Origin of the sequence: Pseudomonas sp. Irchel s3a12 (assembly GCF_900187485.1) — a bacterium.
In the GTDB taxonomy this organism is placed as follows: domain Bacteria; phylum Pseudomonadota; class Gammaproteobacteria; order Pseudomonadales; family Pseudomonadaceae; genus Aquipseudomonas; species Aquipseudomonas neuropathica.
Genome location: NZ_FYDN01000001.1, coordinates 602,184 through 626,847 on the forward strand (window position 1 = coordinate 602,184; position 24,664 = coordinate 626,847).

Below are 24,664 nucleotides of genomic sequence, written 5' to 3' on the forward strand. Positions count from 1 at the left end.
TTCGGTAAAAAGGGATATCGGGAATTCTCGATATCGTGGGGCAAAAAATTACAGCTCGCTGCCGATGATCTCGGCCAGCGCGCTGATCGCTGCTTCGTTGCGTTTGTAATAGGTCCACTGCCCAATACGCCTGACTTCGACCAGGCCGGCGCGTTGCAGCGTCGCCAGGTAATCGGACACCGTCGACTGCGACAGCCCGACGCCTTCCTGAATACTGCTGACGCAAACACCCACCGTATGCACGTCACCTTCGTCCTGGGGAGGAAAGTGTTTCTCGGGATCCTTCAAGCCTTTGAGGATTTCCAGGCGTGTGCGGTTCGAGAGGGCTTTGAAGATTTCGAGTAGTTCCATGCCGCGACGATATCGGAATTTACCGATATGTCAATATCTGAATGTGTTGGCCAGCGATTGATCGTTCCCATGCTCCGCGTGGGAATGCCTCAACGGACGCTCTGCGTTCGGCTCTGGAAGGGACGCGGAGCGTCCCGGGCTGCGTTCCCACGCAGAGCGTGGGAACGATCAAACAAGCTCGCTCCCACGGGGGGAAGTGTTGATTTTCAGATGAGGTGTCAGCCGCGATATTGGCCGGGCGTTGCCGCCAGATGCTGCTTGAACGCTCGTTGAAAATGCGCCTGGTCGGCAAACCCGGCTTCCAGCGCCACATCAGCGATCAACTCCCCGCTGCGCAAACGCTCGCGGGCGAACTGGATGCGCTGGTTGACCAAAAATGCGTGGGGCGTCATGCCGTAATGCTGTTTGAAGGCGCGGATCAGGTACGACGGTGAAAGCTGTGCAGCGGCGCAGATGTCGTCGAGGTTGAGCACTTCGGTGCAGTGCTCGCGGATGAAATCGGCAGCGCGTTCCAGTTTGAAATTTGGCTCGCGCAGAGAGGGGCCGGCGGGGTTCAAACGCAGTTGCAGGTCGCTGAAAAACTCCACCGCCGCGCTTTGCTTGCGCAGCACATCCTGTTGCGGGTCGACTAACGTTTGATACAGCCCGTTCAGTTCGTTGAACAGCGCAGTGTCATCAAGGTGTGTGGTGGAAAAACGCCGAAACTCAAGATCACCGGCAAAGCCCAACTGATGCTGCAAATCCGTCAGCCAGGGCGTTTCCACGTACAGCATCACATACGACCACGGCTGATCATCGATCGGATTGCACGCATGCACATCGCCGGGGTTCATCAGCACCACAGTGCCCGCCGCGACCTCGAACTGCGCCTGCTCATGCACATAGGTGCTGCGACCGGCGGTGATCGCGCCAATGGAAAAGTGCGCATGGGAATGCCGCGCGTAGCAGACCTCGCGGCCATCGGCGATGGCCCGCGCTTCAATGAACGGCAGCGCCGCGTCGCGCCAGAAGCGCGGGGCTTTTTCAGGGTGTTTGGCGGCAGCGTGTTTCATCGTTGTTATTCCCGGCAGGCCAGGGCGCCATTGTATTAGCTCTGGCCGGCAAAGGCCCGTTCAAGTTCGGCAATGTCGAGTTTTTTCATCGTGAACATGGCCTGCATCGCTCGCTGCGATTTGCTGGTGTCGGCATCCAGCATCATGTGCATGAACGCCACCGGCACGATCTGCCACGACACGCCGAACTTGTCCTTGAGCCAGCCGCATTGCTGGGCTTCGACGGGACCACCCTCGGACAGATTGCCCCAGAAATGGTCGACCTCTTCCTGATTCTGGCAATTGACTTGGAACGAGATCGCCTCGCTGAATTTGAACATCGGCCCACCGTTAAGGCCGGTGAAGGTCTGGCCATCGAGTTCGAAACTGACGGTCATCACCGCACCTTCCGGTTTGCCGTGAAATTCCTGGCCGACCTTGCTGTAGTGGGTCAGGCCGGTGATTTTCGCGTGATCGAAGATTGAGCAGTAAAACTTCGCAGCGGCTTCGGCCTGATCGTCGAACCAAAGGCAAGGGGTGAGTTTTTGAAAGCGTTGCATGGCAGTCATCCTCGGCAGGTTAGACAGCTGGATTTACAGCGTAGTCAGTCCTTGGTCGATTGCCGGTGCCGTAGATCGACAATTGCCGAGCATTGGAAATCCTGACGACGGAGACACCGAGCCGCAGACCGGATTTTCTTACCGTGTCTTTATGTAGTCGTAATGACAAGGTTTCAGGTCGAATTGACTGCGTCCGGCTTGTGTCAAATTGACTCGTTATCGTGCAACAAACTGATTTTATTGAATTGAAAATCGGGCACGAGACTTGATGTACTCAACTTACCTAAACGAACCGCTCAGGAGTACGACACCATGCTCACTTTCTTTGAAAACCCGCTGAACTTTCTGCACCTGTCGAGCAAAATCCTCGTCGCTGGTCTGCTCATGCTGCTCGCTGGCATATACGGCGCGTATATCTACAACGGCCACATGCCGATTGCGCTGCTGGTGGCGATGCATTCGCTGACCATCCTCGGCCCGACCCTGATCAAGATCGGTTACGTCATGCGCCTGCTGGCGCAGTACCGCATCCGTGGTCCCGAAACCACTGTGGGAGCTTGCCTGCAAGCGATTGCGGTCTGATATTCAACATTGATGTCGCCTGAAATACCGTCATCGCGAGCAGGCTCACTCCCACAGGTTTGTATGGTGGTCACAAATTCCTGGCACACCCAAACCACTGTGGGAGCTGGCTTGCCAGCGATGAGGCCAGCACCTTCAACATCAATGTTGACTGACCCGACGCCATCGCTGGCAAGCCAGCTCCTACAATGATTGATGGTGTTTCTGAAATCTCAGCGGCGCTCGGCAACCATCAGCAAGGACTGCGGCACTGGACTTTGCGGATGCTGTGGCTCCTGCAAACCGGCCAATTGGAACCCGGCCATGTCCAGCGCATTCAACCAGCTCGACAACGTGCGGAAATACCACGGCATCGGCTGCCACTGACCTTTGAATCCCGCGAACGATTCTTCGCGCCAGCCATCCTGATAATCGCCTGCCGCGACAGACCATGGATGCAGTGTCTGAATGACCACAACACCTGTGGGAACAAGCAAGGCATTCATCGCGGCAAGCAGCGGAATTATGTCTTGATGCAGTAGCGAGAAATTCGCGCACACCAGGTTGTAGTCACGACCGATATCGACCTTGCCATCGACCAGCGCTTCGTAACTCGCAACATGCACCCGCGCCGCCCCCGCCAGACGCGCCGCTTCGACCAGCCGCGCATCGCCATCCACCCCGACGGCATCAATCCCCCGATCCGCCAGCGCCCGCAACAGCCAGCCTTCACCGCAGCCGAGGTCGAGCACACGCTGCGGCTGCCGGCCCATGATCGCCAACAAAATCGCTTGATCGGTAACCTGCTGACGGCTTTCGATGGCGCCGCTGCGGATCACCTCGATCCAGACATCAGCGTTGTCGTGCCAGCTCTGCAAAAGGCTGGATTCGGGGGAGGGCATGGCGGAGTCCCGACTTCTGAAAAACCACAGTATGGACGCTGATCGCAAGCCAGGGTTTGTAGATCAGCGCACCCACACAACTCCGAACGCCGATATTTTTGAGAAATCGATATCAGGTCCATTTTTCGGTCATTTTTTCGAAGCCGCCAAAGCCTCTTTGAGCGCTGCATTTGCACGTTCGGCGGTTTGCGCATCACCGTGCTTTTTCAGCAGCTCAGTGACCTCGGCCAACTGTGCCGCGCTGAGCCCGACGCGCAGGCTCGCCGCCATATGCGCGCGCAGTTGCGATTCTACGCCCGGCGTTGCAGCCAGCGCCCCGACGGTCGCCAGTTCACGGCTTTGCCAGTCAAGGTTGTCGCGCTCGAAGATGTCGCCGAACAGGTGGGTTTGCAGGAACTGGTTGATAACCGGGGCGAACTCGAACACCGGGCCTTTGACCGGGGCGCCCGAAATTTTCGTTTGATTCGCGGTGCCGCTGGCCAGCAGTTCATCCCCAACTGGAATCGCCCGGCCCGGCTCACGCCCCGGCGCATCTTCGATGCCGCGTTGTTTGCGTACCTGCACCACCGTCATCAGCTCGTTCAAGGCATTGAGGCTGCGCGGGAACCCGACGTAAGCGTAGAGCTGCACGAGAATTTCCCGGGTTTCGCTGATGGTCAGGCCGGCGTCGAGTGCCTGGTTGAGCGCCGAGTTGAGGTTGCGCATGTCGCTGGTCGCCATGAACGCGGCAATCAGTGGAATCGTCTGTTGTTTACCCGACAGGGCCTGTGCGGTGGTTTGCGGAGTGGTCATGGATTGCGGTGTCTCGGCTGCTTGAGTGGTAGCGCTGAACATCGACCCAACGATCAGGCAGAACGCCATAAGTGCGGGAAGGGCAGCGCTGCTGCGTGTGTCAGTGGCCATCGTGAAAGGCTCCATCCTTTGCGGTTCTGCGATGTCCTGAGTAGCTGTGGTCGAGCCATAGCCATAGCTCAGGTCCATGCAGCCAACGCCGAGGGCGGATACTTCGAGTGAACGGTTGCCGCGTGTGCGCTTGTGCATGTCGATCTCCCGTTGGGCGTGGGGAGCACAGTAAGCGAGGTGACGGGGGGGCACTAGACGGCTAAATCGGGATGGCTTGATGAATTCTGCTCATCAATCTACGGAATGAGTGAAGGGGTAACTCTGCACTCATCCTTTGGGTGACTACTGTGGCACGCGCAGCTTGTCCAGCAGGCGATTGACCAGCAGCTCGTTCAGCATGATCACCTGTTGCAGCGCCAGCAGCGGTTTGCGCTCCGGGCCGCCTATTGAGTTGGCGATGTTACCGGCCATGGAGTGGGCGTAGGAAAGCGACTCACAGGCTTCGACCCGTAGGGTTTCTTCATCCAGCGTGGGGTCGACCAAATAGACCGGGCGAAACTTGGGTGAGCTTGGCAGCGCCCCCAGTGCTTCGGGTCGCATGTAGTAGTCGAGGGCGCGGTCGGTGGCTTCTTTGACCTTTTGCGGGTTGAGCGCTGGGTCGTGAGGGATTGGATCGGTGGGTGGCGGATTTGGCGTGATTTAGAACATGGATGAAACTCCTATCGCAGTTTAAGGAGCCATCACTCTCGCTACCAAACGAGTGGGTGGTGGCCATACGCGGGTTGGTAGACCGGCTGCAATAGGAACCCGGCGCTCACGAGTGAGCCCCACGCATGACCACCATTGAACTGAGCCTCCACAAAGAGAAAGCACAGGGTGTCGTCACACGGCTATTACAGACGGGCTACCAAACCCGATCACTGTTTTGCAGTGACAGGCAAACGATATAGCCCGGCACATAGCCGTGTAAGCCGGCGGATTCTGGCGTACGCGTAGGTAACGACGCAAGGTGTTGTAGGGAGGATGGCGTAACGGTTTGTGTGCTTTAAACGTGATCACGGCCTTCGTGTTTATTGATGAAAATACTGGATGGCGGGGGCTTTGGGTTTTGCGGTGTGTCAGTGCGATTCCCCCCCTCACCCCAGCCCTCTCCCCCAAAGGGGGCGAGGGGGAAAGGGAGCAGATCTCCATGTACTTCCAGGCCTGAGTCCGACTCGGTATCTCAAGTCGGTGCAACTTGCACATTCAGCGCGGTCAGTTCCCTCTCCCCCAGGGGGGCGAGGGGGAAAGGGAGCTGATCTTTGTGCTCTTCAAACCTGAGTCCGACTCGGTATTTCAAGTCGGTGCAACTTGCACATTCAGCGCGGTCAGTTCCCTCTCCCCCAGGGGGCGAGGGGGAAAGGGAGCTGATCTTTGTGCTCTTCAAACCTGAGTCCGACTCGGTATTTCAAGTCGGTGCAACTTGCACATTCAGCGCGGTCAGTTCCCTCTACCTCTGGGAGAGGGTTAGGGTGAGGGCTGTCGCTAATTTTAAATTCTGAAGAGGAGGTGCGACATGAATCTATTGACCGGCAGTTGCCTGTGCGGCGATGTCCGTTTCGAAGTGACAGGTCAGCCCTACCGAGTCGGCATCTGCCACTGCCTCGACTGCCGCAAACGCCACGGCACGCTCTTTCACACCTCGGCCATATTTCCCGAGGATGCGTTGAAGGTCACCGGCGAAACCCGCGACTACAACGGGCGCTTTTTCTGCCCGCGTTGCGGCTCACCTGTGTTCACACGTTCGGCAGATGAAGTAGAGGTCAACATCGGATCGCTCGATGAGCCTAATCAGTTCAAACCTACTTACGAACTCTGGACCATTCGGCGTGAATCATGGTTGCCGGCGCTGCCACTGGCTCACCACTACGAGCGTGATCGTGAAAGCACGGGGCGCACAGAGGAATAATGGACGTGAGCCCAATCACATCCCCCTTGTGGGAGCGAGCCTGCTCGCGAATGCGGTGGGTCATTCAGCTCAAGTTCAACTGACAGATCGCATTCGCGAGCAGGCTCGCTCCCACAGGGGGGAAGTGTATGGCTGCCAATGATTTCAGCTGCGAATAAAGGCCAGCAGATCCGCGTTGATCGTTTCGGCCTCCGTCGTCGGCATCCCGTGCGGAAACCCCGGATACGACTTCAGCGTGCCATTGGGCAGCAACTTCGCCGACAACGGCCCTGAATCCGCATACGGCACAATCTGATCATCCTCGCCATGCATCACCAGCACCGGCACCGTGACCTTCTTCAAGTCTTCGGTGAAATCGGTCTGCGAAAACGCCACGATCCCATCGTAGTGCGCCTTCGCTCCGCCGATCATGCCCTGACGCCACCAGTTGGCAATAATCCCTTCCGATGGCGTGGCCCCGGGCCGGTTGTAGCCATAAAACGGCCCGGTCGGAATATCGCGATAAAACTGCGCGCGATTCGCCGCGAGTTGCGCCTGAAAGTCATCGAATACCGATTTCGGCAGCCCACCCGGATTGCTCTCGGTCTGCACCATCAACGGTGGCACCGCGCTGATCAGCACACCTTTGGCAACGTTGTCCTGACCATGCCGGGCAATGTAATGAATCACCTCACCGCCACCGGTCGAATGGCCGACATGCACGACGTTCTTCAGGCCCAGATGATTAACCACAGCCAGCGTATCGTCGGCGTAATGATCCATGTCGTGCCCGTCCCAGACCTGACTCGAACGTCCATGCCCACGGCGATCATGGGCAACCACCCGGAAGCCTTTGCCGAGGAAGAACAGCATCTGTGCGTCCCAATCGTCCGAGCTGAGCGGCCAGCCGTGGTGGAAGTGGATCACCGGCGCGTCTTTCGGGCCCCAGTCTTTGTAGAAAATCTCGACGCCGTCTTTGCTGGTGACAAATCCCATGTTCGCAACTCCAGACCAATCTGATGGGTAACCCGCGCGGTCAGCGCGGACCGGTTTCGCTCATGACGAGTTTTCCACTGCGATGGCTCAGTGCGAGCCGTTATCAACTGTAGGATTAAAGTCGACATCTGCATGACCGGTGGTCGCAACGTCTGGCTTCGTGCGCAAATTAGGCTTTGCTGAAAGGGATAAGCCGAGGCGCGCGTAGGCTTTGATGGCCACAGCGGCGCCCCTTCAGAACACCGTGAGTCTGAGGAAATTCCCCGATGCTGACCTTGAATATCAATGGCAAGGATCAGGAGCTCGATGTCCCCGCGGACATGCCGTTGCTCTGGGTCCTGCGCGATGTCGCGCACTTGACCGGTACCAAATTTGGCTGCGGCATGGCCCAGTGCGGGGCCTGCACCGTGCACGTTGACGGGGCGCCGTTGCGCGCCTGCATTACGCCCGCGACCGCCGTAGCCCATGGCCAGAAAATTCTCACCATCGAAGGGCTGTCCACCGATGGTTCGCACCCGGTGCAGCAAGCCTGGGCCGAACTTGACGTGGTGCAGTGCGGTTACTGCCAGTCGGGGCAGATCATGTCTGCTGCCGCGCTGCTGGCGAAAATCCCCAAACCCACCGACAGCGATATCGATCAGGCGCTCTCCGGCAATATCTGCCGTTGCGGAACCTATCCCCGCATTCGCGCAGCGGTTAAGCGTGCATCGGAAATCGGCTGATTCAATCTGTGGGAGATAGGCGATGAACAGTCCTGTATCGCGTCGGAGTTTTCTCAAAGGCAGCGCCCTGTTGGGCGGCGGTCTGGTGGTGGCGTTTGTCGTCCCTGGCGGCCACAAGTTTGCCTATGCGGCCGAGAATGAAGGCAAGGTGTTTGCGCCGAATGCATTTTTGCGAATCGCAGCGGACAACAGCGTGACGGTGCTGCTCGGGCATTCGGAAATGGGCCAGGGCATCTGGACCGGCCTGACCATGTTGATTGCCGAGGAGCTGGACGCGGACTGGTCGAAGATCCGCGTCGAGCACTCGCCCGCGTCGGCGGCGGATTACGGCATGCCCGGTTTTGGCGGCATGCAGATTACCGGCGGCTCGACGTCGACGTGGATGGAGTTTGACCGCTATCGGCTGGCAGGCGCGACCGCGCGGCAGATGCTGGTGGAGGCGGCGGCGAAACGCTTCGAGGTGGCACCGTCGGCCATTCGCACTGAATCGGGCGTGGTGATTGCCGGTGACAAGCGTGCAACTTATGGCGAGCTGGCAGATGCCGCCGGGCAATTGCCGGTGCCGGATCCGAAGTCGATTACCTTCAAGGAAGCCAAGGACTGGAAGGTCATTGGCAAACCGACCAAACGCCTCGACACACCGGAGAAAATCACCGGCCGCGCCAAGTTCGGCATGGACGTGCAGTTTGAAGGATTGATGACCGCAATGGTCGCGCGCCCACCGGTATTCGGTGCCACTGTTAAATCTTTCGAAGGCGCTGAAGCGCTGGCGGTGCCGGGCGTACACAAAGTGGTGCAGGTACCGACGGGCGTGGCGGTGATTGCCGAGCATTACTGGGCGGCGAAACTGGGGCGTGATGCGCTGAAGGTCGATTGGGACCTGGGTCCGCATGCGGACCTGAGCAGCGAAAAACTGCTGGCGAGTTTCCGCAAACTGGCCGCGACGCAAGGCACGTCGGCGAGTCAGGCCGGTGATGCAAAGGGCAGTTTTGGCAAAGCGGCGAAGAAGATCGATGTCGAATACAGCGTGCCTTATCTGGCTCATGCGCCGATGGAGCCGCTCAACTGCACGGTGAAAATCAGTGCGGAAAAATGCGAAATCTGGACCGGCACACAATTCCAGACGCTGGATCAAATGGTCGCTGGCAAGATCACTGGCCTGAAGCCGGAGCAGGTGGAAATTCACACCGAATTCCTTGGCGGTGGTTTTGGGCGCCGGGCCAACCCGACATCAGACTTCGTCGCCGAGGCGGTGCAAGTGGCGAAAGCCGCCGCGATGCCGGTGAAAACCGTGTGGTCGCGTGAAGACGATATTCGCGGCGGTTATTACCGTTCGATGTTCCTCCATCAGGCGAAGATCGGTTTGGGTGCTGATGGCTTGCCGTCGAGCTGGCAGCACGTGCTGGTCGGGCAGTCGATCATGACCGGCACGCTGATGGAGGCGACGATGGTCAAAAACGGCATCGACCCGACCTCGGTCGAAGGCGTTTCCGACAGTCCTTACGTTAAAGGCCTGGCCAATCATCAGGTCGATCTGCATTCGCCGCAAACGGGCATCAATGTGTTGTGGCTGCGCTCGGTTGGCCATAGCCATACCGGTTTTGTCATGGAATCGCTGATCGATGAAATGGCCACGGCGGCGGGCAAGGATCCGGTCGAGTACCGACGAACCTTGCTCAAGGATCATCCTCGGCATTTGGGCGTGCTCAATCTGGCGGTGGAAAAGGCTAACTGGAAAGCACCATTGCCGGATGGCCATGCGTTGGGCGTGGCAGTGCACGAGTCGTTCGGTAGCTACGTTGCGCAGGTGGCGGAGGTGTCGCAGGACAATTTGGCGATTCGCGTGCATCGCGTGGTCTGTGCGGTGGACTGCGGGATTGCGGTGAATCCGCAGAGTATCGCGGCGCAGATGGAATCGTGCATCACCTTCGGTCTGGGCATGGCGCTGCACAGCAAACTGACGCTCAAGGACGGCGCGGTCGTGCAATCCAACTATCACGATTATCAGGTGCTGCGGCTCAACGAGATGCCGGTGGTGGAAGTGCACATCGTGCCCAGCAGCGACAAACCCGGTGGCATCGGCGAGGCCGGTGTGCCGCCGACCGCGCCAGCCGTGGCCAACGCGGTGTTCGCCCTGACCGGGCAACGCCTGCGCGAGTTGCCGCTGCAACTGTCGGGGGTGTGAGATGAAACGACATCTAGTGTTGGGCACGGTGGTTCTACTGGGGCTGGGCGGTTATGCCTCGGACCTGTTTGCCGATGATCAGGAAGCCTTGAAAGCCTTCACCACGGTACAGAAAGTCTTCCAGAGTCCGCGCTGCCAGAACTGTCACATTCCCGGTGATTCGCCGTTGCAGTTCGACGCCGGCATTCCCCATGCGATGAACGTGGTGCGCGGCATGGACGGCAAGGGCGCCGCCGGTTTGCCTTGCGCCACCTGCCACGCGGAAAACAATCCGCCGGCCAGTTACGGCCCGCATGCGCCACCGGGGGCGCCGCACTGGAGCCTGCCGCCGGCAGCGCACAAAATGGCCTGGATCGGCCTGCCACCGGACAAGCTCTGCGCGATGATCAAGGACCGTTCGAGCAATGGCGATCGCGACTTTGCTGCACTGATCAAGCATGTCAGCGAAGACAAATTGGTGCTGTGGGGCTGGAATCCCGGGGCAGGGCGCGCGCCGGTGCCAGTGCCGCACGATATTTTTGTCACGCAATTCAAGCTCTGGGCCGATGCGGGCGGGCCATGCCCGGTGGCGCAAATGTGAGCCATTGCCAAATTAGCGCTACGCTTGGAAGCATTGTTGCCAATGGAGTGTGCTGATGCTGGTTCCAGGAAAACCTGCGAATGAAACGGCGCGCGTTCAAGCGTTGCACGGTCTTGAGCTGCTCGATTCCGCCCCTGAAGAACGTTTCGACCGACTGACACGGTTGGCGAAACGCCTGTTCAATGTGCCGATTGCACTGGTGACGTTGGTCGACACCAATCGGCAGTGGTTCAAGTCGTGCGTGGGCCTGGATGTCAGCGAGACACCGAGGGATGTCTCGTTCTGCGGCCATGCGATTCTTAACGACGGCCTGCTGTTGGTGCCGGACGCCCGCGAGGATGTGCGCTTCCATGACAACCCGTTGGTGACAGGCGCGCCGAACATTCGCTTCTACGCCGGTTACCCGCTGACCGTGCCCAATGGCAATAAAATGGGCACGCTGTGCCTGATCGACACCAAGCCCCGCGACCTCGACGAGGAAGAGCGCGCGTTGTTGCGTGATCTGGCGGAAATGGCCGAGCAAGAGTTGGCCGCTGTGCAGATCGCGAGCATGGATGAGTTGACGTTGCTGTCCAATCGCCGTGGTTTCAAACAACTGGCGCAGCATGCACTGGACGCCTGCGCACGGCTGGAACGGCCGGCAACCTTGCTGTTTTTCGACCTCAATGACTTCAAGCAGATCAACGATCTGTATGGGCATGCCGAGGGTGACAGTGCGCTGAAAACCTTTGCCGACGTGCTGCGCATCGCCTTTCGCGAGAGTGATGTGGTCGGGCGCCTGGGCGGGGATGAGTTCGTCGCGTTGCTGACCGGCTCCAGCCATATTGAAACGACGGCGATCATGGCGCGGCTCAAGGAAATCCTTGAAGAGCGCAATGCCACGTTGCACCGCGGGTATGCGATTCGCTTCAGCGTCGGCCAGATCGAATACGACGCCAAACGCCATGAGACCGTGGATCGGCTGCTGGCGGATGCCGATAGCGCGATGTATGTGCACAAGCAGGCCTTGAAGCGTTGTTAGCGAATGCACCGCAGATCGCTTGTAGGAATGAGCCTGCTCGCGATAGCGTCCGGCCATCAACCTCTTCATTGCCTGACACACCGCTATCGCGAGCAGGCTCGCTCCCACAGGGGACAGTGTTGCAGGCATAAAAAAACCCGCCAGATCGGCGGGTTTTTTTATTGGCTAACCGAAGATCACTCTTCGATGTTGCCCATGGCGGTGGTGTTGAAGCCGCCGTCGACGTACATGATTTCGCCGCTGATGCCCGACGCCAGGTCGGAGCACAGGAAGGCGCCGGCGTTGCCGACTTCGTCGATGGTGACGTTGCGACGCAGCGGGGTTTGCGCTTCGTTGGCGGCCAGCATCTTGCGGAAGTTCTTGATGCCCGAGGCTGCCAGGGTACGGATCGGGCCAGCCGATACGCAGTTGACGCGGGTGCCATCCGGGCCCAGAGAGCCGGCCAGGTAACGTACGCCAGCTTCCAGCGAAGCCTTGGCCATGCCCATTACGTTGTAGTTAGGCATGGTGCGCTCGGCGCCCAGGTACGACAGGGTCAGCAGGCTGCCGTTGCGGCCTTTCATCATTTCGCGGCCGGCTTTGGCCAGGGCCACGAAGCTGTAGGCGCTGATGTCGTGAGCGATGCGGAAACCGTCACGGGTGGTGGCTTCGGTGAAGTCGCCGTCCAGTTGGTCGCCCGGGGCGAAGCCAACGGAGTGGACGATGCAGTCCAGGCCGTCCCACTTCTTGCTCAGTGCTTCGAAGACCTTGGCGATTTCTTCATCGCTGGCCACGTCGCACGGGAAGCACAGCTCAGGGCTCGAACCCCAGCCTTGGGCGAATTCTTCAACACGACCTTTCAGTTTGTCGTTCTGATAAGTGAAGGCAAGCTCAGCGCCCTCGCGATGCATGGCGGCAGCGATGCCGGATGCGATGGACAGCTTGCTGGCGACACCGACGATCAGTACGCGCTTACCGGCGAGAAAACCCATGTGTTGCTCCTCTTTCAGGTTATTGCGCAGTGGCTGGTGCCAAAAAAGCGGCTTCCAGCAACTGCTGTGTATACGGATGTTGGGGGGCGGCAAAAATACTTTGCGCGTCTCCCTGTTCGACCACTTGGCCATGCTTGACCACCATCAACTGGTGGCTCAGCGCTTTGACGACAGCCAGATCATGGCTGATAAACAAATACGTCAGGTTGTACTTGGCTTGCAGTGAACGCAACAGCTCCACCACTTGCCGCTGCACCGTGCGGTCGAGCGCCGACGTCGGCTCGTCCAGCAGGATCAGCGCCGGTTTCAGCACCAAAGCCCGGGCAATGGCGATTCGCTGCCGTTGCCCACCGGAAAATTCGTGGGGGTAGCGGTGCCGGGTTTCCGGATCCAGACCTACCTCCTTCAATGCCGCAATAATCGCCGCCTCTTGTTCCTCAGCGGTGCCCATCTTGTGAATCCGCAGGCCTTCGCCAACGATATCGCTGACACACATGCGCGGGCTCAGGCTGCCAAACGGGTCCTGAAACACCACCTGCATCTCCCGACGCAACGGGCGAACCTCGTTCTGCGTCAGGCAGTCTAGCTGCTTGCCTTCAAAGCGGATCGCGCCTTTGCTGCCGATCAGCCGCAAAATCGCCAGACCCAGGGTGGATTTACCGGAGCCGCTTTCTCCCACGATCCCCAGGGTCTGACCCTGCGGTAGGCTGAAATTGATGCCGTCCACTGCCTTGACGTGATCCACCGTGCGCTTGAGCAGGCCTTTCTTGATCGGGAACCAGACTTTCAAGTCCTCGACTTCAAGCAGCGGCGCGCCGATTTTATTGCTCGCCGGGCCTCCGCTGGGCTCCGCGCCGAGCAATTCCCGAGTGTACGGATGCTGCGGCGAACGGAACAGCTCTGCGCACGATGCCTGTTCGACGATGCAACCGCGCTGCATGACACATACACGATGCGCAATTCTTCGCACCAGGTTCAAATCGTGACTGATCAGTAACAACGACATGCCCAATCGAGCCTGCAATTCCTTGAGCAAATCGAGGATTTTCAGCTGAACGGTCACGTCCAGCGCCGTGGTCGGTTCGTCGGCAATCAGCAATTCCGGCTCGTTGGCCAGGGCCATGGCGATCATTACACGCTGGCGCTGGCCACCGGACAACTCGTGGGGCAAGGCCTTGAGACGCTTGTGCGGCTCGGGGATGCCGACCATGTCCAGCAGCTCCAGCGTACGCTTGGTCGCGACTTTGCCGGTCAGACCCTTGTGGATGCCGAGGACTTCGTTGATCTGCTTCTCGATCGAGTGCAGCGGATTCAGCGAAGTCATCGGCTCCTGAAAGATCATCGCGATGCGGTTGCCACGGATGTGGCGGATGGTTTTCTCACTGAGCCCCAGCAGGTTTTGCCCGGCATAGTTGATGCTGCCGGCCGGATGGCGGGCCATCGGGTAGGGCAGCAGGCGCAGGATCGAATGCGCGGTGACCGATTTGCCCGAGCCGGATTCGCCGACCAGCGCCAGGGTTTCGCCGCGTTTGATGTCGAAACTCACGCCTTCGACGACCCGGTGCACGCGCTCGCCGAAACCGAATTCGACGGCGAGGTCACGCACTTCGATCAGATTGTCCTGATTCATTTCACTTCCTCGGGTCGAAGGCGTCGCGAGCGGACTCGCCGATAAACACCAGCAAACTCAGCATCAACGCCAGCACGGCGAAGGCACTCATGCCCAGCCACGGCGCTTGCAGGTTGGATTTGCCCTGGGCGACCAGTTCACCCAGCGACGGACTGCCGGCCGGCAAGCCGAAACCGAGGAAGTCCAAAGCGGTGAGGGTGCCGATGGCGCCGGTGAGGATGAACGGCATAAACGTCATGGTCGAGACCATCGCGTTGGGCAGGATGTGGCGGAACATGATCGCGCCGTTCTGCATGCCCAGCGCCCGCGCCGCGCGCACGTATTCAAGGTTGCGGCCACGGAGGAACTCAGCGCGCACCACGTCGACCAGGCTCATCCACGAGAACAGCAGCATGATCCCCAGCAGCCACCAGAAATTCGGCTGGACGAAACTGGCGAGGATGATCAGCAGATACAGCACCGGCAGCCCCGACCAGATCTCCAGAAAACGCTGCCCGGCCAGATCGACCCAGCCGCCATAGAAGCCCTGCAAAGCACCGGCAATCACGCCGATGATCGAACTCAGCACGGTCAACGTCAGCGCGAACAGCACCGAAATGCGGAAACCGTAGATCACCCGCGCCAGCACATCGCGGCCCTGATCGTCAGTGCCGAGCAGGTTGTCCGCCGACGGCGGCGCCGGGGCCGGGACTTTCAGGTCGTAGTTGATGCTCTGGTAGCTGTAGGGAATCGGCGCCCACAGCACCCACGCATCCTTGGCCTTGAGCAGTTCGCGGATGTACGGGCTCTTGTAGTTGGCTTCCAGCGGGAATTCGCCGCCGAACGCAGTTTCCGGGTAGCGCTTGATCGCCGGGAAGTACCAATTGTTGTCGTAATGCACCACCAACGGCTTGTCGTTGGCGATCAGCTCGGCGCCCAGGCTCAGGCCGAACAGCACCAGAAACAGCCACAGCGACCACCAGCCACGTTTGTTGGCTTTGAACAGTTCGAAGCGGCGGCGGTTGAGAGGGGACAGGTTCATCTCAATGCTCCCGGCTTTCGAAGTCGATGCGCGGATCGACCAAGGTGTAGGTGAGGTCGCCGATCAGTTTCACCACCAGCCCCAGCAGGGTGAAGATGAACAGGGTACCGAACACCACCGGGTAATCGCGGTTGATCGCCGCTTCAAAGCTCATCAGGCCGAGACCGTCGAGGGAGAAAATCACTTCCACCAGCAAGGATCCTGTGAAGAAGATGCCGATGAACGCCGACGGGAATCCGGCAATCACCAGCAGCATGGCGTTGCGGAACACATGGCCGTACAACACGCGATGGCGGGTCAGGCCTTTGGCCTTGGCGGTGACCACGTATTGCTTGTTGATTTCGTCGAGAAAGCTGTTTTTGGTCAGCAGGGTCATGGTTGCGAAGTTACCGATCACCAGTGCGGTCACCGGCAGCGCCAGGTGCCAGAAGTAATCGAGGATCTTGCCGCCGAAGCTCAGTTCATCGAAGTTGTTTGAGGTCAGGCCCCTTAGCGGGAACCAGTCGAGATAACTGCCGCCGGCAAACACCACGATCAGCAGGATCGCAAAGAGAAACGCCGGGATCGCATAGCCGACGATGATCGCCGAACTGGTCCAGACATCGAAATGGCTGCCGTGCCGGGTGGCCTTGGCGATCCCCAGCGGGATCGACACCAGGTACATGATCAGCGTGCTCCACAGTCCGAGCGAGATCGACACCGGCATCTTTTCCTTGATCAGGTCGATGACCTTGGCGTCGCGGAAGAAACTGTCGCCGAAATCCAGCTGCGCGTAGTTCTTGACCATGATCCACAGACGTTCCGGGGCCGATTTGTCGAACCCGTACATGTGCTCGATTTCCTTGATCAGCGCCGGGTCCAGACCCTGTGCGCCGCGATAGGAGGAGCCGGCCACCGACACCTCGGCACCGCCGCCGGCAATGCGGCTGGTGGCGCCTTCGAAGCCTTCGAGCTTGGCGATCATCTGTTCCACCGGCCCACCGGGCGCGGCCTGGATGATCACGAAGTTGATCAGCAGAATGCCGAACAGGGTCGGGATGATCAGCAGCAGTCGCCGAAAAATATACGCCAGCATCTGATTACTCCGTGCCCACAGGGTCGGCTTGCAGTTTGGTTTCGACTTCTACTGCCGGTTTTGCGTCGGGCTTGACCCACCAGGTATTAATCCCGATGTCGTACTTGGGCGAGACTTTCGGGTGACCGATGTGGTTCCAGTACGCCACGCGCCAGGTCTTGATGTGCCAGTTGGGCACCACGTAGTAACCCCATTGCAGCACGCGATCCAGTGCGCGGGCGTGGGCCACCAGGCTTTTGCGTGAGTCGGCGTTGATCAGGTTTTCGACCAGTTGATCGACAATCGGATCCTTCAGGCCAATGGTGTTGCGGCTGCTCGGTTTGTCGGCAGCGGCGCTCATCCAGAATTCGCGCTGTTCGTTACCCGGTGAGTTGGACTGCGGGAAGCTGCCGACCATCATGTCGAAGTCCCGCGAACGCACGCGGTTGATGTACTGCGAAACGTCGACGCGGCGGATTACCAGATCGATGCCAAGGTCGCTGAGGTTGCGCTTGAATGGCAGCAGTACGCGTTCGAATTCGGTCTGCGCGAGCAGGAACTCGATCACCACCGGTTTGCCCGTGGCGTCGACCATTTTGTCGTCGACGATCTTCCAACCGGCCTCTTGCAGCAGTTGATAGGCCTCGCGCTGCTGCGCGCGGATCATGCCGCTGGCATCGGTCTTCGGATTCTCGAACGCTTCGCTGAACACCTGCGCCGGCAGTTTGCTGCGGAACGGCTTGAGGATCGCCACTTGATCGGCGTCGGGCAGGCCGGTGGCGGCCATTTCCGAGTTTTCGAAATAGCTGCGGGTGCGGAAGTAGGCGCTGTTGAACAGTTGTTTGTTGGTCCACTCGAAATCGAACAGCAGACCGAGTGCCTGACGCACCCGCACATCCTGAAACACCGGGCGACGCAGGTTGAAGACGAAGCCCTGCATGCCGGTCGGGTTGCTGTTGGCGATCTGTTCCTTGATCAAGCGGCCTTCGGTAACCGCCGGGATGTTGTAGGCGTTGGCCCAGTTCTTTGCGGTCATTTCCAGCCAGTAATCGAATTGTCCGGCCTTCAGCGCTTCGAGCGCGACGGTGTTGTCGCGGTAGTAATCGGTGGTCATCGTGTCGAAGTTGTAGAAGCCACGGTTGACCGGCAGGTCCTTGCCCCAGTAATCCTTGACCCGCTCGTAACGCACTGAACGTCCGGCCTTCACTTCGGCAACCTTGTAAGGGCCGCTGCCCAGCGGAATTTCCAGGTTGCCCTTGGTGAAGTCGCGATCGGCCCACCAGTGCTTGGGCAGCACCGGTAACTGGCCGAGGATCAGCGGTAGTTCACGGTTATTGGTGTGCTTGAACTTGAAGAGCACTTTCAGCGGATCTTCGGCGATCACTTCGGAAACGTCACTGTAGTAGCCGCGAAACAGCGGTGAACCTTCCTTGGTCAGCGTGTTGAAGCTGAACACCACGTCCTCGGCGCGTACCGGGTGGCCGTCGTGGAAGCGCGCTTCGGGGCGCAGGTAGAAACGCACCCAGCTGTTGTCCGGGGCTCTTTCGATCTGCCGGGCGATCAGGCCGTATTCGGTGAACGGTTCGTCGAGGCTGTGTTTGGTCAAGGTGTCGTAGATCTGCCCGACATCGTCGGCCGGCACGCCTTTGCTGATAAACGGGTTGAGGCTGTCGAAGCCGCCGAAACCGGCCTGACGGAAGATGCCGCCCTTGGGCGCGTCGGGGTTCACATAATCGAAATGCTTGAAATCGGCTGGGTATTTCGGCGGCTCGTTGTACAGGGTCACGGCGTGTTGCGGAGCGGCAAAGGCCAGCCCGGCGAACAGCAAACCGCTGGCCTGGACGAGCAGGGCGCGGATCGGTTTCATTGATCTTTCTCCGAAGACTTCAGCCACCACGCGCTCAGGCCCAGAGTGTAGGGCGGCGTGGTGACGTGGGCCAACCGGTTGCGGTAGGCCAGACGGTGATAATTGAGGTACCAGTTGGGAATGCTGTAGTGCTGCCAGAGCAGCACGCGGTCGAGCGCCTTGCCAGCGGCGACCTGCTCGTCGCGGGTGCGCGCGGCGAGCAATTGTTCGAGCAGGTGATCCACTACCGGGTTGGCAATGCCTGCGTAATTCTTGCTGCCCTTGACCCCGACCTGACTGGAGTGGAAGTACTGCCACTGCTCCAGGCCCGGGCTGAGGGTCTGGTTGAGCGTCATCGAGATCATGTCAAAATCAAATTGATCGAGGCGCTGTTTGTACTGCGCCCGATCCACGGTGCGCAGGCGCGCGTCGATGCCGATGCTGTTGAGGTTCTCGATATAGGGCTGGTAGAGGCGCTCCAGGTTCGGATTGACCAGCAGCAGCTCGAACCGCAGCGGTTGGCCGTCAGCGTTTTGCAGGCGCTGACCGTTGAGCTTCCAGCCGGCTTCGGCGAGCAATGCCAATGCCTTGCGCATGGTTTCCCGGGGAATGCCGCGTCCATCGGTTTTTGGCAGGGTGAACGGCTCGGTGAACAGCTTGGCCGGCAGTTGTTCCTTGTACGGCTTGAGCATCAGCCATTCATGCCCGACCGGCAGGCCGGAGGTGGTGAACTCGCTGTTGGGGTAATAACTGGTGGTGCGTTTGTAGGCATCGCTGAACAGTGCGCGGTTGGTCCACTCGAAGTCGAACATCAGGCCCAGCGCTTCACGGGTCTTAACGTCCGAGAACGTCGCACGGCGGGTGTTCATGAACAGGCCCTGACTCTGGGTCGGGATCTGATGCGGGATCTGTGCCTTGATCACATCGCCACGGCGTATGGCCGGGAAGTTGTAGCCGTTGGCCCAGTTCTTCGCCTGATGCTCGATGTAAATGTCGAATTCGCCAGCCTTGAATGCTTCGAAGGCGACATCGCTGTCGCGGTAGAACTCGACTTCCATGCGATCGAAGTTGTACTTGCCGCGATTGACCGGCAAGTCCTTGCCCCAGTAATCCTTGACCCGCTCGAAGATCAACTGCCGGCCCGGCGTCACCGAAGTGATGCGATAGGGGCCGCTGCCCAGTGGCGGTTCGAAGGTAGTGGCCTTGAAGTCGCGGTCTTTCCAGTAGTGCTGCGGCAGCACCGGCAATTCGCCAAGGCGCAGGATCAGTAGCGGATTGCCCGAGCGCTTGAGCACGAAGCGAATGCGCTGCTTGTTGAGAATGTCGACCCGCAGCACTTCCTGCAACGCGGTACGGTACAGCGGATGGCCGTCCTTGAGCAGCGTTCGATAGGAGAAGGCGACGTCATAGGCGGTGATCGGCGTGCCGTCGTGGAAACGCGCTTCCGGGCGCAGGTTGAAGACTACCCAGCTGCGATCTTCGCTGTACTCCACCGATTGCGCGATCAAACCATAGCTCGACGCCGGCTCGTCACCGGACGGCGAATACTGGCCGGTGCCAACCATCAGCGGCTCGTTCAGTTCATTGATGCCGTACTGAAGGAAATTCGCGGTGGTGACCGGGCTGGTGCCTTTGAACGTGTACGGATTGACCGTATCGAAGGTGCCGAACGCCATTACCCGCAACGTACCGCCCTTAGGCGCTTGCGGGTTGACCCAGTCGAAGTGGGTAAATCTGGCCGGGTACTTGAGCGTGCCGAACTGCGCATAACCGTGACTTTCGGTAATCGTCGCGCTTGCGGTTGAGCTCAAGGCCAGGCTGATCAGGAGCAGGAGGAGGGGACGCTTCAAGTCAGATCCGATCCAGGCGGCTTGGGCTTAGTGGGCCGTACAGTAACAGCTTGTCTGGACAGGAAAAAGATGTGGGTTAAAGAGCCCCTCACCCTAACCCTCTCCCGGAGGGAGAGGGGACTGATCGTGGTGTTTGGACGAATTACACCGACGTGCTGCACCGAGTCGAACTCAAGTTCTCAAAAGCCCCTCACCCTAACCCTCTCCCGGGGGGAGAGGGGACTGACTGTGGTGTCTGGGCGAATTGCACCGACGTGCTGCACCGAGTCGAACTCAAGTTTTCAAAAGCCCCTCACCCTAACCCTCTCCCGGGGGGAGAGGGGACTGACTGTGGTGTTTGCGAGAGCTGCGCCGACGTGCGATACCGAGCCGAACTCGGATGTTGAACAGCACGGAGATCGGCTCCCTTTCCCCCTCGCCCCCTTGGGGGAGAGGGCTGGGGTGAGGGGGATGGATCTAATGCACACCTCAAAAACGTGATCAAAAAAAGCCCCCGAAATCTCAGGGGCTCTTCTGTCAGTGCGGCTGATAAACCGTGAGCATCTGCCCCGGCTTCAGTGCTTTACCCGCACCCGGATTCCAGCGCTTGAGATGCTGCATCTCAACGTTGAAGCGCTTGGCCACGACGTACAGCGTGTCGCCGCGTTTGACCTTGTACTGGGTTTGCTGCGCGCTGTCGTCCTTGCCTTTGCTCTTGCTGTTGGCCGCAATCACCGTGTTGACCCGGCCGGATTTGCGTGCCGGCGCGCGCTTGGTGGTGTCTTGCATCACCAGGGTCTGACCAACCTTGAGGTTCTTGCCGGTCAGCTTGTTCCAGCGCTGCAGGTCTTTGACTTCGACCTTGTTGGCCTTGGCGATGGAACCGAGGTTGTCGCCACGCTTCACGCGATAGGCACGCTTGAGCTGCGCCACTTCCGACGGATCGGCACCCTCGAACACCGGTTTCAGTGAACGCGGGCTGATCAGCTCTTCCGGACGCATGGTCTGCAAACTGGCCGTCAGCAATTGCGCCTTCGACGTCGGCACCAGCAAATGCTGAGGGCCGTCGATGGTGGTGCGTTGCTTGAAGGCCGGGTTGAGCTGGAACAGTTCGTCTTCGTCGATGTTGGCCACCGCAGCGACCTTGGACAGGTCCATGCGCTGGTTGATTTCGACGACCTGGAAGTACGGTTCGTTGGCGATCGGGTTGAGGTTCACGCCGTAGGCTTCCGGCGCCAGCACCACTTGCGACAGCGCCAGCAGCTTCGGCACGTAGGCCTGGGTTTCCGCCGGCAACGGCAGGTTCCAGTAGTCGGTGGGCAGGCCGAGCTTTTCGTTACGTTCGATGGCGCGGCTGACCGTGCCTTCACCGGCGTTGTACGCCGCCAAGGCCAGCAACCAGTCGCCGTTGAACATGTCGTGCAGGCGGGTCAGGTAATCCATCGCTGCCGTGGTCGAGGCGGTGATGTCGCGACGGCCATCGTAGAAGCGCGTCTGACGCAGATTGAAATAACGCCCGGTGGACGGAATGAATTGCCACAACCCGACTGCATCGGCCCGGGAATAGGCCATCGGGTTGTAGGCGCTTTCAATCACTGGCAGCAGGGCCAGTTCCAGCGGCATGTTGCGTTCTTCGAGCCGTTCGACGATGTAGTGAATATAGAGACTGCCGCGTTCGCCGGCGTTCTCGAGGAAAGAGGGATTGCTGGCGAACCACAGGCGCTGTTGCTCGATGCGCGGGTTGACGCCGAGACCTTCCTGCAGCTGAAAGCCCTGGCGCATGCGTTCCCAGATGTCCTGGGGAACCTGTGGGCTGGGCTTTTCGGACAGCCAGATCGGCTTCTGCTTGGCTCGCGCAGCAATGTTCGGCGTATGGGTCGCTTCAGTCTGCGGAGCATGGCTGGAACAGCCCGCCAGCGTGGCGGACACAGCCACCGCGATGGCTTGCGCCAGGCGGGTCAATGCGTCTGAATTGACGGACTTACGTATGGATGACGACATTGGCTGGAAGTAAGTTCCGGGCAAAAATGTCGGGCGATTCTAGAAAGCGCACCCCCTGCGGTCAACCATTCAGAATTTTTGTACCAAGTGGTGGGGGGCTTAGAACTTATCTTTCCAAGCCCGCAGAGCCGCAAATACCTCACTCGGCGCCCGGTTTTGAGCGCCTGCCCGTTCGTCCACTTTTTGTGTAACTAATGTTTCAGAGGTACGCAAGAACGGATTTGTGAGCTTTTCCAGTGCCAGGGTCGAAGGCAGGGTCATGACGCCGTTTTGCCGCTGCTGAGTGACTTTTTCCAGACGGGCGGCGATGTCCGGATTGCCCGGCTCGACGGCGGCGGCAAACTTCAGATTGCTCAGGGTGTATTCATGGGTGCAGTAGACCAGGGTATCTTCCGGTAGAGCAGCGAGGCGGCTGAGCGAGTGGTGCATTTGCTCCGGCGTGCCCTCGAACAGGCGACCGCAACCGGCGGCGAACAGGGTGTCGCCGCAAAACAGCAGGCCGTGGTGGTAATAGGCAATGTGCCCCAAGGTGTGACCGGGCACCGCATAGACGTCGAAGTCCCAGCCGAGCACGCTGACCGTGTCGTTGTCCTCGAGCGCCACGTCGCGCCCCGGGATGCTTTCGCTGGCCGGGCCGTAGACTTTCGCGCCGCTCAGCGCTTTCAGGCGTTCGACGCCGCCGACGTGATCATGATGGTGGTGGGTGATCAGGATATCGCTCAACACCCAGCCCGGATGCGCTGCAAGCCACGCCTGAACCGGCGCGGCATCGCCCGGGTCGACCACGGCGCAGCGCTGGGTGCGGTGATCCTGTAACAACCAGATGTAGTTGTCGGTGAACGCGGGCAGGGCACTGATCTGTATCATCGTCGGAATTCGCCAAGCGGAAAACATTGGCGCATCTTAGTAGTTCCTGGCGCTTTGGAGAATGCGATGAGTGATAAAGCGTTCGCACAGGCTGATCCTGACTGGCTGGCCCTGATCGGTGCAGCCCGTGAATGGCTGTCCGGCCCGCTCGGGCAATTTCTGCTCGATGAAGAGCGGCGCATGCTCGAAGACGAGTTGGGCCGTTTCTTTGGCGGTTATCTGGTGCACTACGGGCCATCGGCCGAAACCCCGCCGTCGGCACCGCAAGTGCAGCGCAATGTGCGCCTCGGTGCACCGTTGCCCGGGGTCGAGATCGTCTGCGAGGAGCAGGCCTGGCCGCTGAGCGAGCATGCCGCCGATGTGGTGGTGATGCAGCACGGTCTGGATTTCTGCCTGTCGCCCCACGGTTTGCTGCGTGAAGCAGCGAGCAGCGTGCGTCCCGGTGGGCATTTGCTGATCATCGGCATCAACCCCTGGAGCACCTGGGGGCTGCGCCATGTGTTCGCCCACGACGCCTTGCGCCAGGCGCGCTGCATCTCGCCGTCGCGGGTCGCCGACTGGCTCAATCTGCTGGGCTTCGCGCTGGAGAAACGCCGCTTCGGGTGCTATCGTCCGCCGCTCGCGTCACCCAAGTGGCAGGCCCGTCTGGCCGGCTGGGAACGCAAGGCCGGTGACTGGCAATTGTCGGGTGGCGGCTTCTATTTACTGGTCGCGCGCAAGATTGTGGTCGGACTGCGACCGTTGCGTCAGGAGCGGCGCGAGCCGATGGGCAAGCTGATTCCGCTGCCGATGGCCAAGGTCAACCGCCGTCGTATCGAACCGTAAACCTTCTTTTATTTGTGGCCGGGTGTGTCCCGGCCTCGGTCATTGTCGATCCGTGATCGGCAGGACAGGCATTTTTCTGGATAGATTGGCATGAGCGAAAGCGTTGAAAGCGTCGACACCGTAGAGCTGTTCACTGACGGCGCCTGCAAAGGCAACCCCGGCCCCGGCGGCTGGGGCGCCTTGCTGGTGTGCAAGGGCGTCGAAAAGGAACTGTGGGGTGGCGAAACCAACACCACCAATAACCGCATGGAACTGCTCGGCGCGATCCGTGGCCTCGAAGCCTTGAAGCGGCCGTGTGAAGTATTGCTGGTGACCGACTCGCAGTACGTGATGAAGGGCATCAACGAGTGGATGGCCAACTGGAAGAAGCGCGGCTGGAAAACCGCAGCGAAGGAGCCGGTGAAAAACGCTGATCTGTGGAAAGAGCTGGACGAGCAGGTCAACCGCCACAAGGTTACCTGGAAGTGGGTGCGTGGGCACATTGGCCATCACGGTAACGAGCGGGCTGACCAGCTGGCTAACCGTGGGGTGGATGAGGTTCGCGGTTACAAGCAGAGCTGATTTCGCTTCTGAACCGTGGTGTGGCCATTCGCGAGCAGGCCCGCTCCCACACTGGATCGTGCTCACAACACATTCAATGTGGGAGCGAGCCTGCTCGCGAAGGGCGCGCCACGGTCTGACTGAAACACCCCGCCGAGCGTGTTAACATCCGCGTTTTTTGCAAGATCGACCCGTTGAGAGCTGAACACTGATGGCCACCAGATCCGTTCTTATTCTCTCGATTGTCAACGACTATGTAAAAAATATTTCTTTGCCTCCAAAACCCCTGCACCCTCTGACCCTCAGAGCCCCAGCTTTTCCTGAAAAACCTCTGAATTCGTAAAAAGTGTAAAAAAGGGCCCTGTTTGGGCCCTTCTGTTTACGTTTTATTCTGAGCCTTC

Annotated in this window: 23 protein-coding genes; 8 read left to right on the top strand and 15 right to left on the bottom strand. The window is 59.5% G+C overall.

The features are described from left to right. Positions 1 to 48 precede the first annotated feature (48 nt). The 3 genes from CKW14_RS02845 to CKW14_RS02855 all read right to left on the bottom strand — a co-directional run bounded on the left by CKW14_RS02845 (position 49) and on the right by CKW14_RS02855 (position 1,942). Positions 49 to 351, bottom strand: coding sequence for a helix-turn-helix transcriptional regulator (locus tag CKW14_RS02845; RefSeq protein WP_077572353.1), 303 nt, complete (start codon positions 349 to 351; stop codon positions 49 to 51). Between the two features lie 218 nt (positions 352 to 569). After that, positions 570 to 1,403, bottom strand: coding sequence for an AraC family transcriptional regulator (locus tag CKW14_RS02850; RefSeq protein WP_095124600.1), 834 nt, complete (start codon positions 1,401 to 1,403; stop codon positions 570 to 572). A gap of 35 nt (positions 1,404 to 1,438) precedes the next feature. After that, a complete protein-coding gene (locus CKW14_RS02855; protein ID WP_095124601.1) occupies positions 1,439 to 1,942 on the bottom strand; it encodes a VOC family protein in 504 nt (167 codons plus the stop codon). A gap of 312 nt (positions 1,943 to 2,254) precedes the next feature. Here CKW14_RS02855 and CKW14_RS02860 point away from each other — a divergent pair, with 312 nt between their 5' ends. Beyond that, positions 2,255 to 2,524 carry a transmembrane sensor/regulator PpyR gene (locus CKW14_RS02860; RefSeq protein WP_095124602.1) on the top strand — a complete coding sequence of 90 codons (270 nt, stop codon included), beginning with the start codon at positions 2,255 to 2,257 and terminating at the stop codon, positions 2,522 to 2,524. 212 nt (positions 2,525 to 2,736) lie between these two features. Here CKW14_RS02860 and CKW14_RS02865 read toward each other — a convergent pair whose 3' ends face one another. The 3 genes from CKW14_RS02865 to CKW14_RS02875 all read right to left on the bottom strand — a co-directional run bounded on the left by CKW14_RS02865 (position 2,737) and on the right by CKW14_RS02875 (position 4,947). After that, positions 2,737 to 3,405 carry a bifunctional 2-polyprenyl-6-hydroxyphenol methylase/3-demethylubiquinol 3-O-methyltransferase UbiG gene (locus CKW14_RS02865; protein WP_095124603.1) on the bottom strand — a complete coding sequence of 223 codons (669 nt, stop codon included), beginning with the start codon at positions 3,403 to 3,405 and terminating at the stop codon, positions 2,737 to 2,739. A 129-nt stretch (positions 3,406 to 3,534) separates the two neighbouring features. Continuing rightward, the gene (locus CKW14_RS02870; RefSeq protein ID WP_095124707.1) at positions 3,535 to 4,308 is read right to left on the bottom strand and encodes a carboxymuconolactone decarboxylase family protein; all 774 of its coding nucleotides are present in this window, start codon (positions 4,306 to 4,308) and stop codon (positions 3,535 to 3,537) included. A 282-nt stretch (positions 4,309 to 4,590) separates the two neighbouring features. Then, positions 4,591 to 4,947 (bottom strand): DUF6124 family protein, encoded by a 357-nt coding sequence (locus CKW14_RS02875; protein WP_256587177.1) that lies wholly within the window; start codon positions 4,945 to 4,947, stop codon positions 4,591 to 4,593. 856 nt (positions 4,948 to 5,803) lie between these two features. Between CKW14_RS02875 and CKW14_RS02880 the strand changes: the two genes are divergently transcribed. Then, positions 5,804 to 6,196, top strand: coding sequence for a GFA family protein (locus CKW14_RS02880; RefSeq protein WP_095124604.1), 393 nt, complete (start codon positions 5,804 to 5,806; stop codon positions 6,194 to 6,196). A 144-nt stretch (positions 6,197 to 6,340) separates the two neighbouring features. Here CKW14_RS02880 and CKW14_RS02885 read toward each other — a convergent pair whose 3' ends face one another. Beyond that, a complete protein-coding gene (locus CKW14_RS02885; protein WP_095124605.1) occupies positions 6,341 to 7,171 on the bottom strand; it encodes an alpha/beta fold hydrolase in 831 nt (276 codons plus the stop codon). A 266-nt stretch (positions 7,172 to 7,437) separates the two neighbouring features. Here CKW14_RS02885 and CKW14_RS02890 point away from each other — a divergent pair, with 266 nt between their 5' ends. The 4 genes from CKW14_RS02890 to CKW14_RS02905 are packed head-to-tail and all read left to right on the top strand — an operon-like array spanning position 7,438 to position 11,679. Continuing rightward, positions 7,438 to 7,893, top strand: a complete 456-nt coding sequence (locus tag CKW14_RS02890) for a (2Fe-2S)-binding protein (protein ID WP_003224136.1) — start codon at positions 7,438 to 7,440, stop codon at positions 7,891 to 7,893. 22 nt (positions 7,894 to 7,915) lie between these two features. Then, on the top strand, positions 7,916 to 10,078 hold the full coding sequence (locus CKW14_RS02895; protein ID WP_095124606.1) for a xanthine dehydrogenase family protein molybdopterin-binding subunit: 2,163 nt from the start codon (positions 7,916 to 7,918) through the stop codon (positions 10,076 to 10,078). A 1-nt stretch (position 10,079) separates the two neighbouring features. Beyond that, positions 10,080 to 10,658, top strand: coding sequence for a hypothetical protein (locus tag CKW14_RS02900; protein WP_095047912.1), 579 nt, complete (start codon positions 10,080 to 10,082; stop codon positions 10,656 to 10,658). Between the two features lie 55 nt (positions 10,659 to 10,713). Next, entirely contained in the window at positions 10,714 to 11,679 is a 966-nt protein-coding gene (locus CKW14_RS02905) for a diguanylate cyclase (RefSeq protein ID WP_095124607.1), read from the top strand. Positions 11,680 to 11,855: 176 nt separating this feature from the next. Here CKW14_RS02905 and fabI read toward each other — a convergent pair whose 3' ends face one another. The 8 genes from fabI to gloB form a co-directional block, all read right to left on the bottom strand. After that, positions 11,856 to 12,650, bottom strand: coding sequence for an enoyl-ACP reductase FabI (gene fabI, locus CKW14_RS02910; protein ID WP_007910591.1), 795 nt, complete (start codon positions 12,648 to 12,650; stop codon positions 11,856 to 11,858). A gap of 19 nt (positions 12,651 to 12,669) precedes the next feature. Beyond that, on the bottom strand, positions 12,670 to 14,280 hold the full coding sequence (locus CKW14_RS02915; protein WP_095047910.1) for an ABC transporter ATP-binding protein: 1,611 nt from the start codon (positions 14,278 to 14,280) through the stop codon (positions 12,670 to 12,672). Position 14,281: 1 nt separating this feature from the next. After that, the gene (locus tag CKW14_RS02920; protein ID WP_095047909.1) at positions 14,282 to 15,301 is read right to left on the bottom strand and encodes an ABC transporter permease; all 1,020 of its coding nucleotides are present in this window, start codon (positions 15,299 to 15,301) and stop codon (positions 14,282 to 14,284) included. Position 15,302: 1 nt separating this feature from the next. Continuing rightward, entirely contained in the window at positions 15,303 to 16,376 is a 1,074-nt protein-coding gene (locus CKW14_RS02925) for a microcin C ABC transporter permease YejB (RefSeq protein ID WP_007910584.1), read from the bottom strand. Positions 16,377 to 16,380: 4 nt separating this feature from the next. Beyond that, on the bottom strand, positions 16,381 to 18,222 hold the full coding sequence (locus CKW14_RS02930) for an extracellular solute-binding protein (protein ID WP_095124608.1): 1,842 nt from the start codon (positions 18,220 to 18,222) through the stop codon (positions 16,381 to 16,383). Then, entirely contained in the window at positions 18,219 to 20,051 is a 1,833-nt protein-coding gene (locus CKW14_RS02935) for an extracellular solute-binding protein (protein WP_095047907.1), read from the bottom strand. The genes CKW14_RS02930 and CKW14_RS02935 overlap by 4 nt, the downstream gene beginning before the upstream one ends. A 516-nt stretch (positions 20,052 to 20,567) precedes the next feature. After that, positions 20,568 to 22,031: a transglycosylase SLT domain-containing protein gene (locus CKW14_RS02945; RefSeq protein WP_093430717.1), complete on the bottom strand. Its 1,464-nt coding sequence runs from the start codon at positions 22,029 to 22,031 to the stop codon at positions 20,568 to 20,570. A 99-nt stretch (positions 22,032 to 22,130) separates the two neighbouring features. Further along, complete coding sequence (gene gloB / locus CKW14_RS02950; protein WP_093431663.1) at positions 22,131 to 22,898, bottom strand: hydroxyacylglutathione hydrolase; 768 nt, start codon at positions 22,896 to 22,898, stop codon at positions 22,131 to 22,133. A gap of 66 nt (positions 22,899 to 22,964) precedes the next feature. On the opposite strand from gloB, the gene CKW14_RS02955 reads away from it, so the two are divergent. Together CKW14_RS02955 and rnhA are read left to right on the top strand one after the other, a co-directional pair. Further along, a complete protein-coding gene (locus tag CKW14_RS02955) occupies positions 22,965 to 23,723 on the top strand; it encodes a class I SAM-dependent methyltransferase (RefSeq protein WP_093430718.1) in 759 nt (252 codons plus the stop codon). Positions 23,724 to 23,813: 90 nt separating this feature from the next. Continuing rightward, positions 23,814 to 24,284: a ribonuclease HI gene (rnhA, locus tag CKW14_RS02960; protein WP_093430719.1), complete on the top strand. Its 471-nt coding sequence runs from the start codon at positions 23,814 to 23,816 to the stop codon at positions 24,282 to 24,284. Positions 24,285 to 24,664: the final 380 nt, after the last annotated feature.

What these genes read in the sequence shown, in the direction of transcription:
- CKW14_RS02845 (WP_077572353.1), bottom strand. Translation starts at nt 351, where the DNA reads ATGGAACTACTCGAAATCTTCAAAGCCCTCTCGAACCGCACACGCCTG.
- CKW14_RS02850 (WP_095124600.1), bottom strand. Translation starts at nt 1,403, where the DNA reads ATGAAACACGCTGCCGCCAAACACCCTGAAAAAGCCCCGCGCTTCTGG.
- CKW14_RS02855 (WP_095124601.1), bottom strand. Translation starts at nt 1,942, where the DNA reads ATGCAACGCTTTCAAAAACTCACCCCTTGCCTTTGGTTCGACGATCAG.
- CKW14_RS02860 (WP_095124602.1), top strand. Translation starts at nt 2,255, where the DNA reads ATGCTCACTTTCTTTGAAAACCCGCTGAACTTTCTGCACCTGTCGAGC.
- CKW14_RS02865 (WP_095124603.1), bottom strand. Translation starts at nt 3,405, where the DNA reads ATGCCCTCCCCCGAATCCAGCCTTTTGCAGAGCTGGCACGACAACGCT.
- CKW14_RS02870 (WP_095124707.1), bottom strand. Translation starts at nt 4,308, where the DNA reads ATGGCCACTGACACACGCAGCAGCGCTGCCCTTCCCGCACTTATGGCG.
- CKW14_RS02880 (WP_095124604.1), top strand. Translation starts at nt 5,804, where the DNA reads ATGAATCTATTGACCGGCAGTTGCCTGTGCGGCGATGTCCGTTTCGAA.
- CKW14_RS02885 (WP_095124605.1), bottom strand. Translation starts at nt 7,171, where the DNA reads ATGGGATTTGTCACCAGCAAAGACGGCGTCGAGATTTTCTACAAAGAC.
- CKW14_RS02890 (WP_003224136.1), top strand. Translation starts at nt 7,438, where the DNA reads ATGCTGACCTTGAATATCAATGGCAAGGATCAGGAGCTCGATGTCCCC.
- CKW14_RS02895 (WP_095124606.1), top strand. Translation starts at nt 7,916, where the DNA reads ATGAACAGTCCTGTATCGCGTCGGAGTTTTCTCAAAGGCAGCGCCCTG.
- CKW14_RS02900 (WP_095047912.1), top strand. Translation starts at nt 10,080, where the DNA reads ATGAAACGACATCTAGTGTTGGGCACGGTGGTTCTACTGGGGCTGGGC.
- CKW14_RS02905 (WP_095124607.1), top strand. Translation starts at nt 10,714, where the DNA reads ATGCTGGTTCCAGGAAAACCTGCGAATGAAACGGCGCGCGTTCAAGCG.
- fabI (WP_007910591.1), bottom strand. Translation starts at nt 12,650, where the DNA reads ATGGGTTTTCTCGCCGGTAAGCGCGTACTGATCGTCGGTGTCGCCAGC.
- CKW14_RS02915 (WP_095047910.1), bottom strand. Translation starts at nt 14,280, where the DNA reads ATGAATCAGGACAATCTGATCGAAGTGCGTGACCTCGCCGTCGAATTC.
- CKW14_RS02920 (WP_095047909.1), bottom strand. Translation starts at nt 15,301, where the DNA reads ATGAACCTGTCCCCTCTCAACCGCCGCCGCTTCGAACTGTTCAAAGCC.
- CKW14_RS02925 (WP_007910584.1), bottom strand. Translation starts at nt 16,376, where the DNA reads ATGCTGGCGTATATTTTTCGGCGACTGCTGCTGATCATCCCGACCCTG.
- CKW14_RS02930 (WP_095124608.1), bottom strand. Translation starts at nt 18,222, where the DNA reads ATGAAACCGATCCGCGCCCTGCTCGTCCAGGCCAGCGGTTTGCTGTTC.
- CKW14_RS02945 (WP_093430717.1), bottom strand. Translation starts at nt 22,031, where the DNA reads ATGTCGTCATCCATACGTAAGTCCGTCAATTCAGACGCATTGACCCGC.
- gloB (WP_093431663.1), bottom strand. Translation starts at nt 22,898, where the DNA reads ATGATACAGATCAGTGCCCTGCCCGCGTTCACCGACAACTACATCTGG.
- CKW14_RS02955 (WP_093430718.1), top strand. Translation starts at nt 22,965, where the DNA reads ATGAGTGATAAAGCGTTCGCACAGGCTGATCCTGACTGGCTGGCCCTG.
- rnhA (WP_093430719.1), top strand. Translation starts at nt 23,814, where the DNA reads ATGAGCGAAAGCGTTGAAAGCGTCGACACCGTAGAGCTGTTCACTGAC.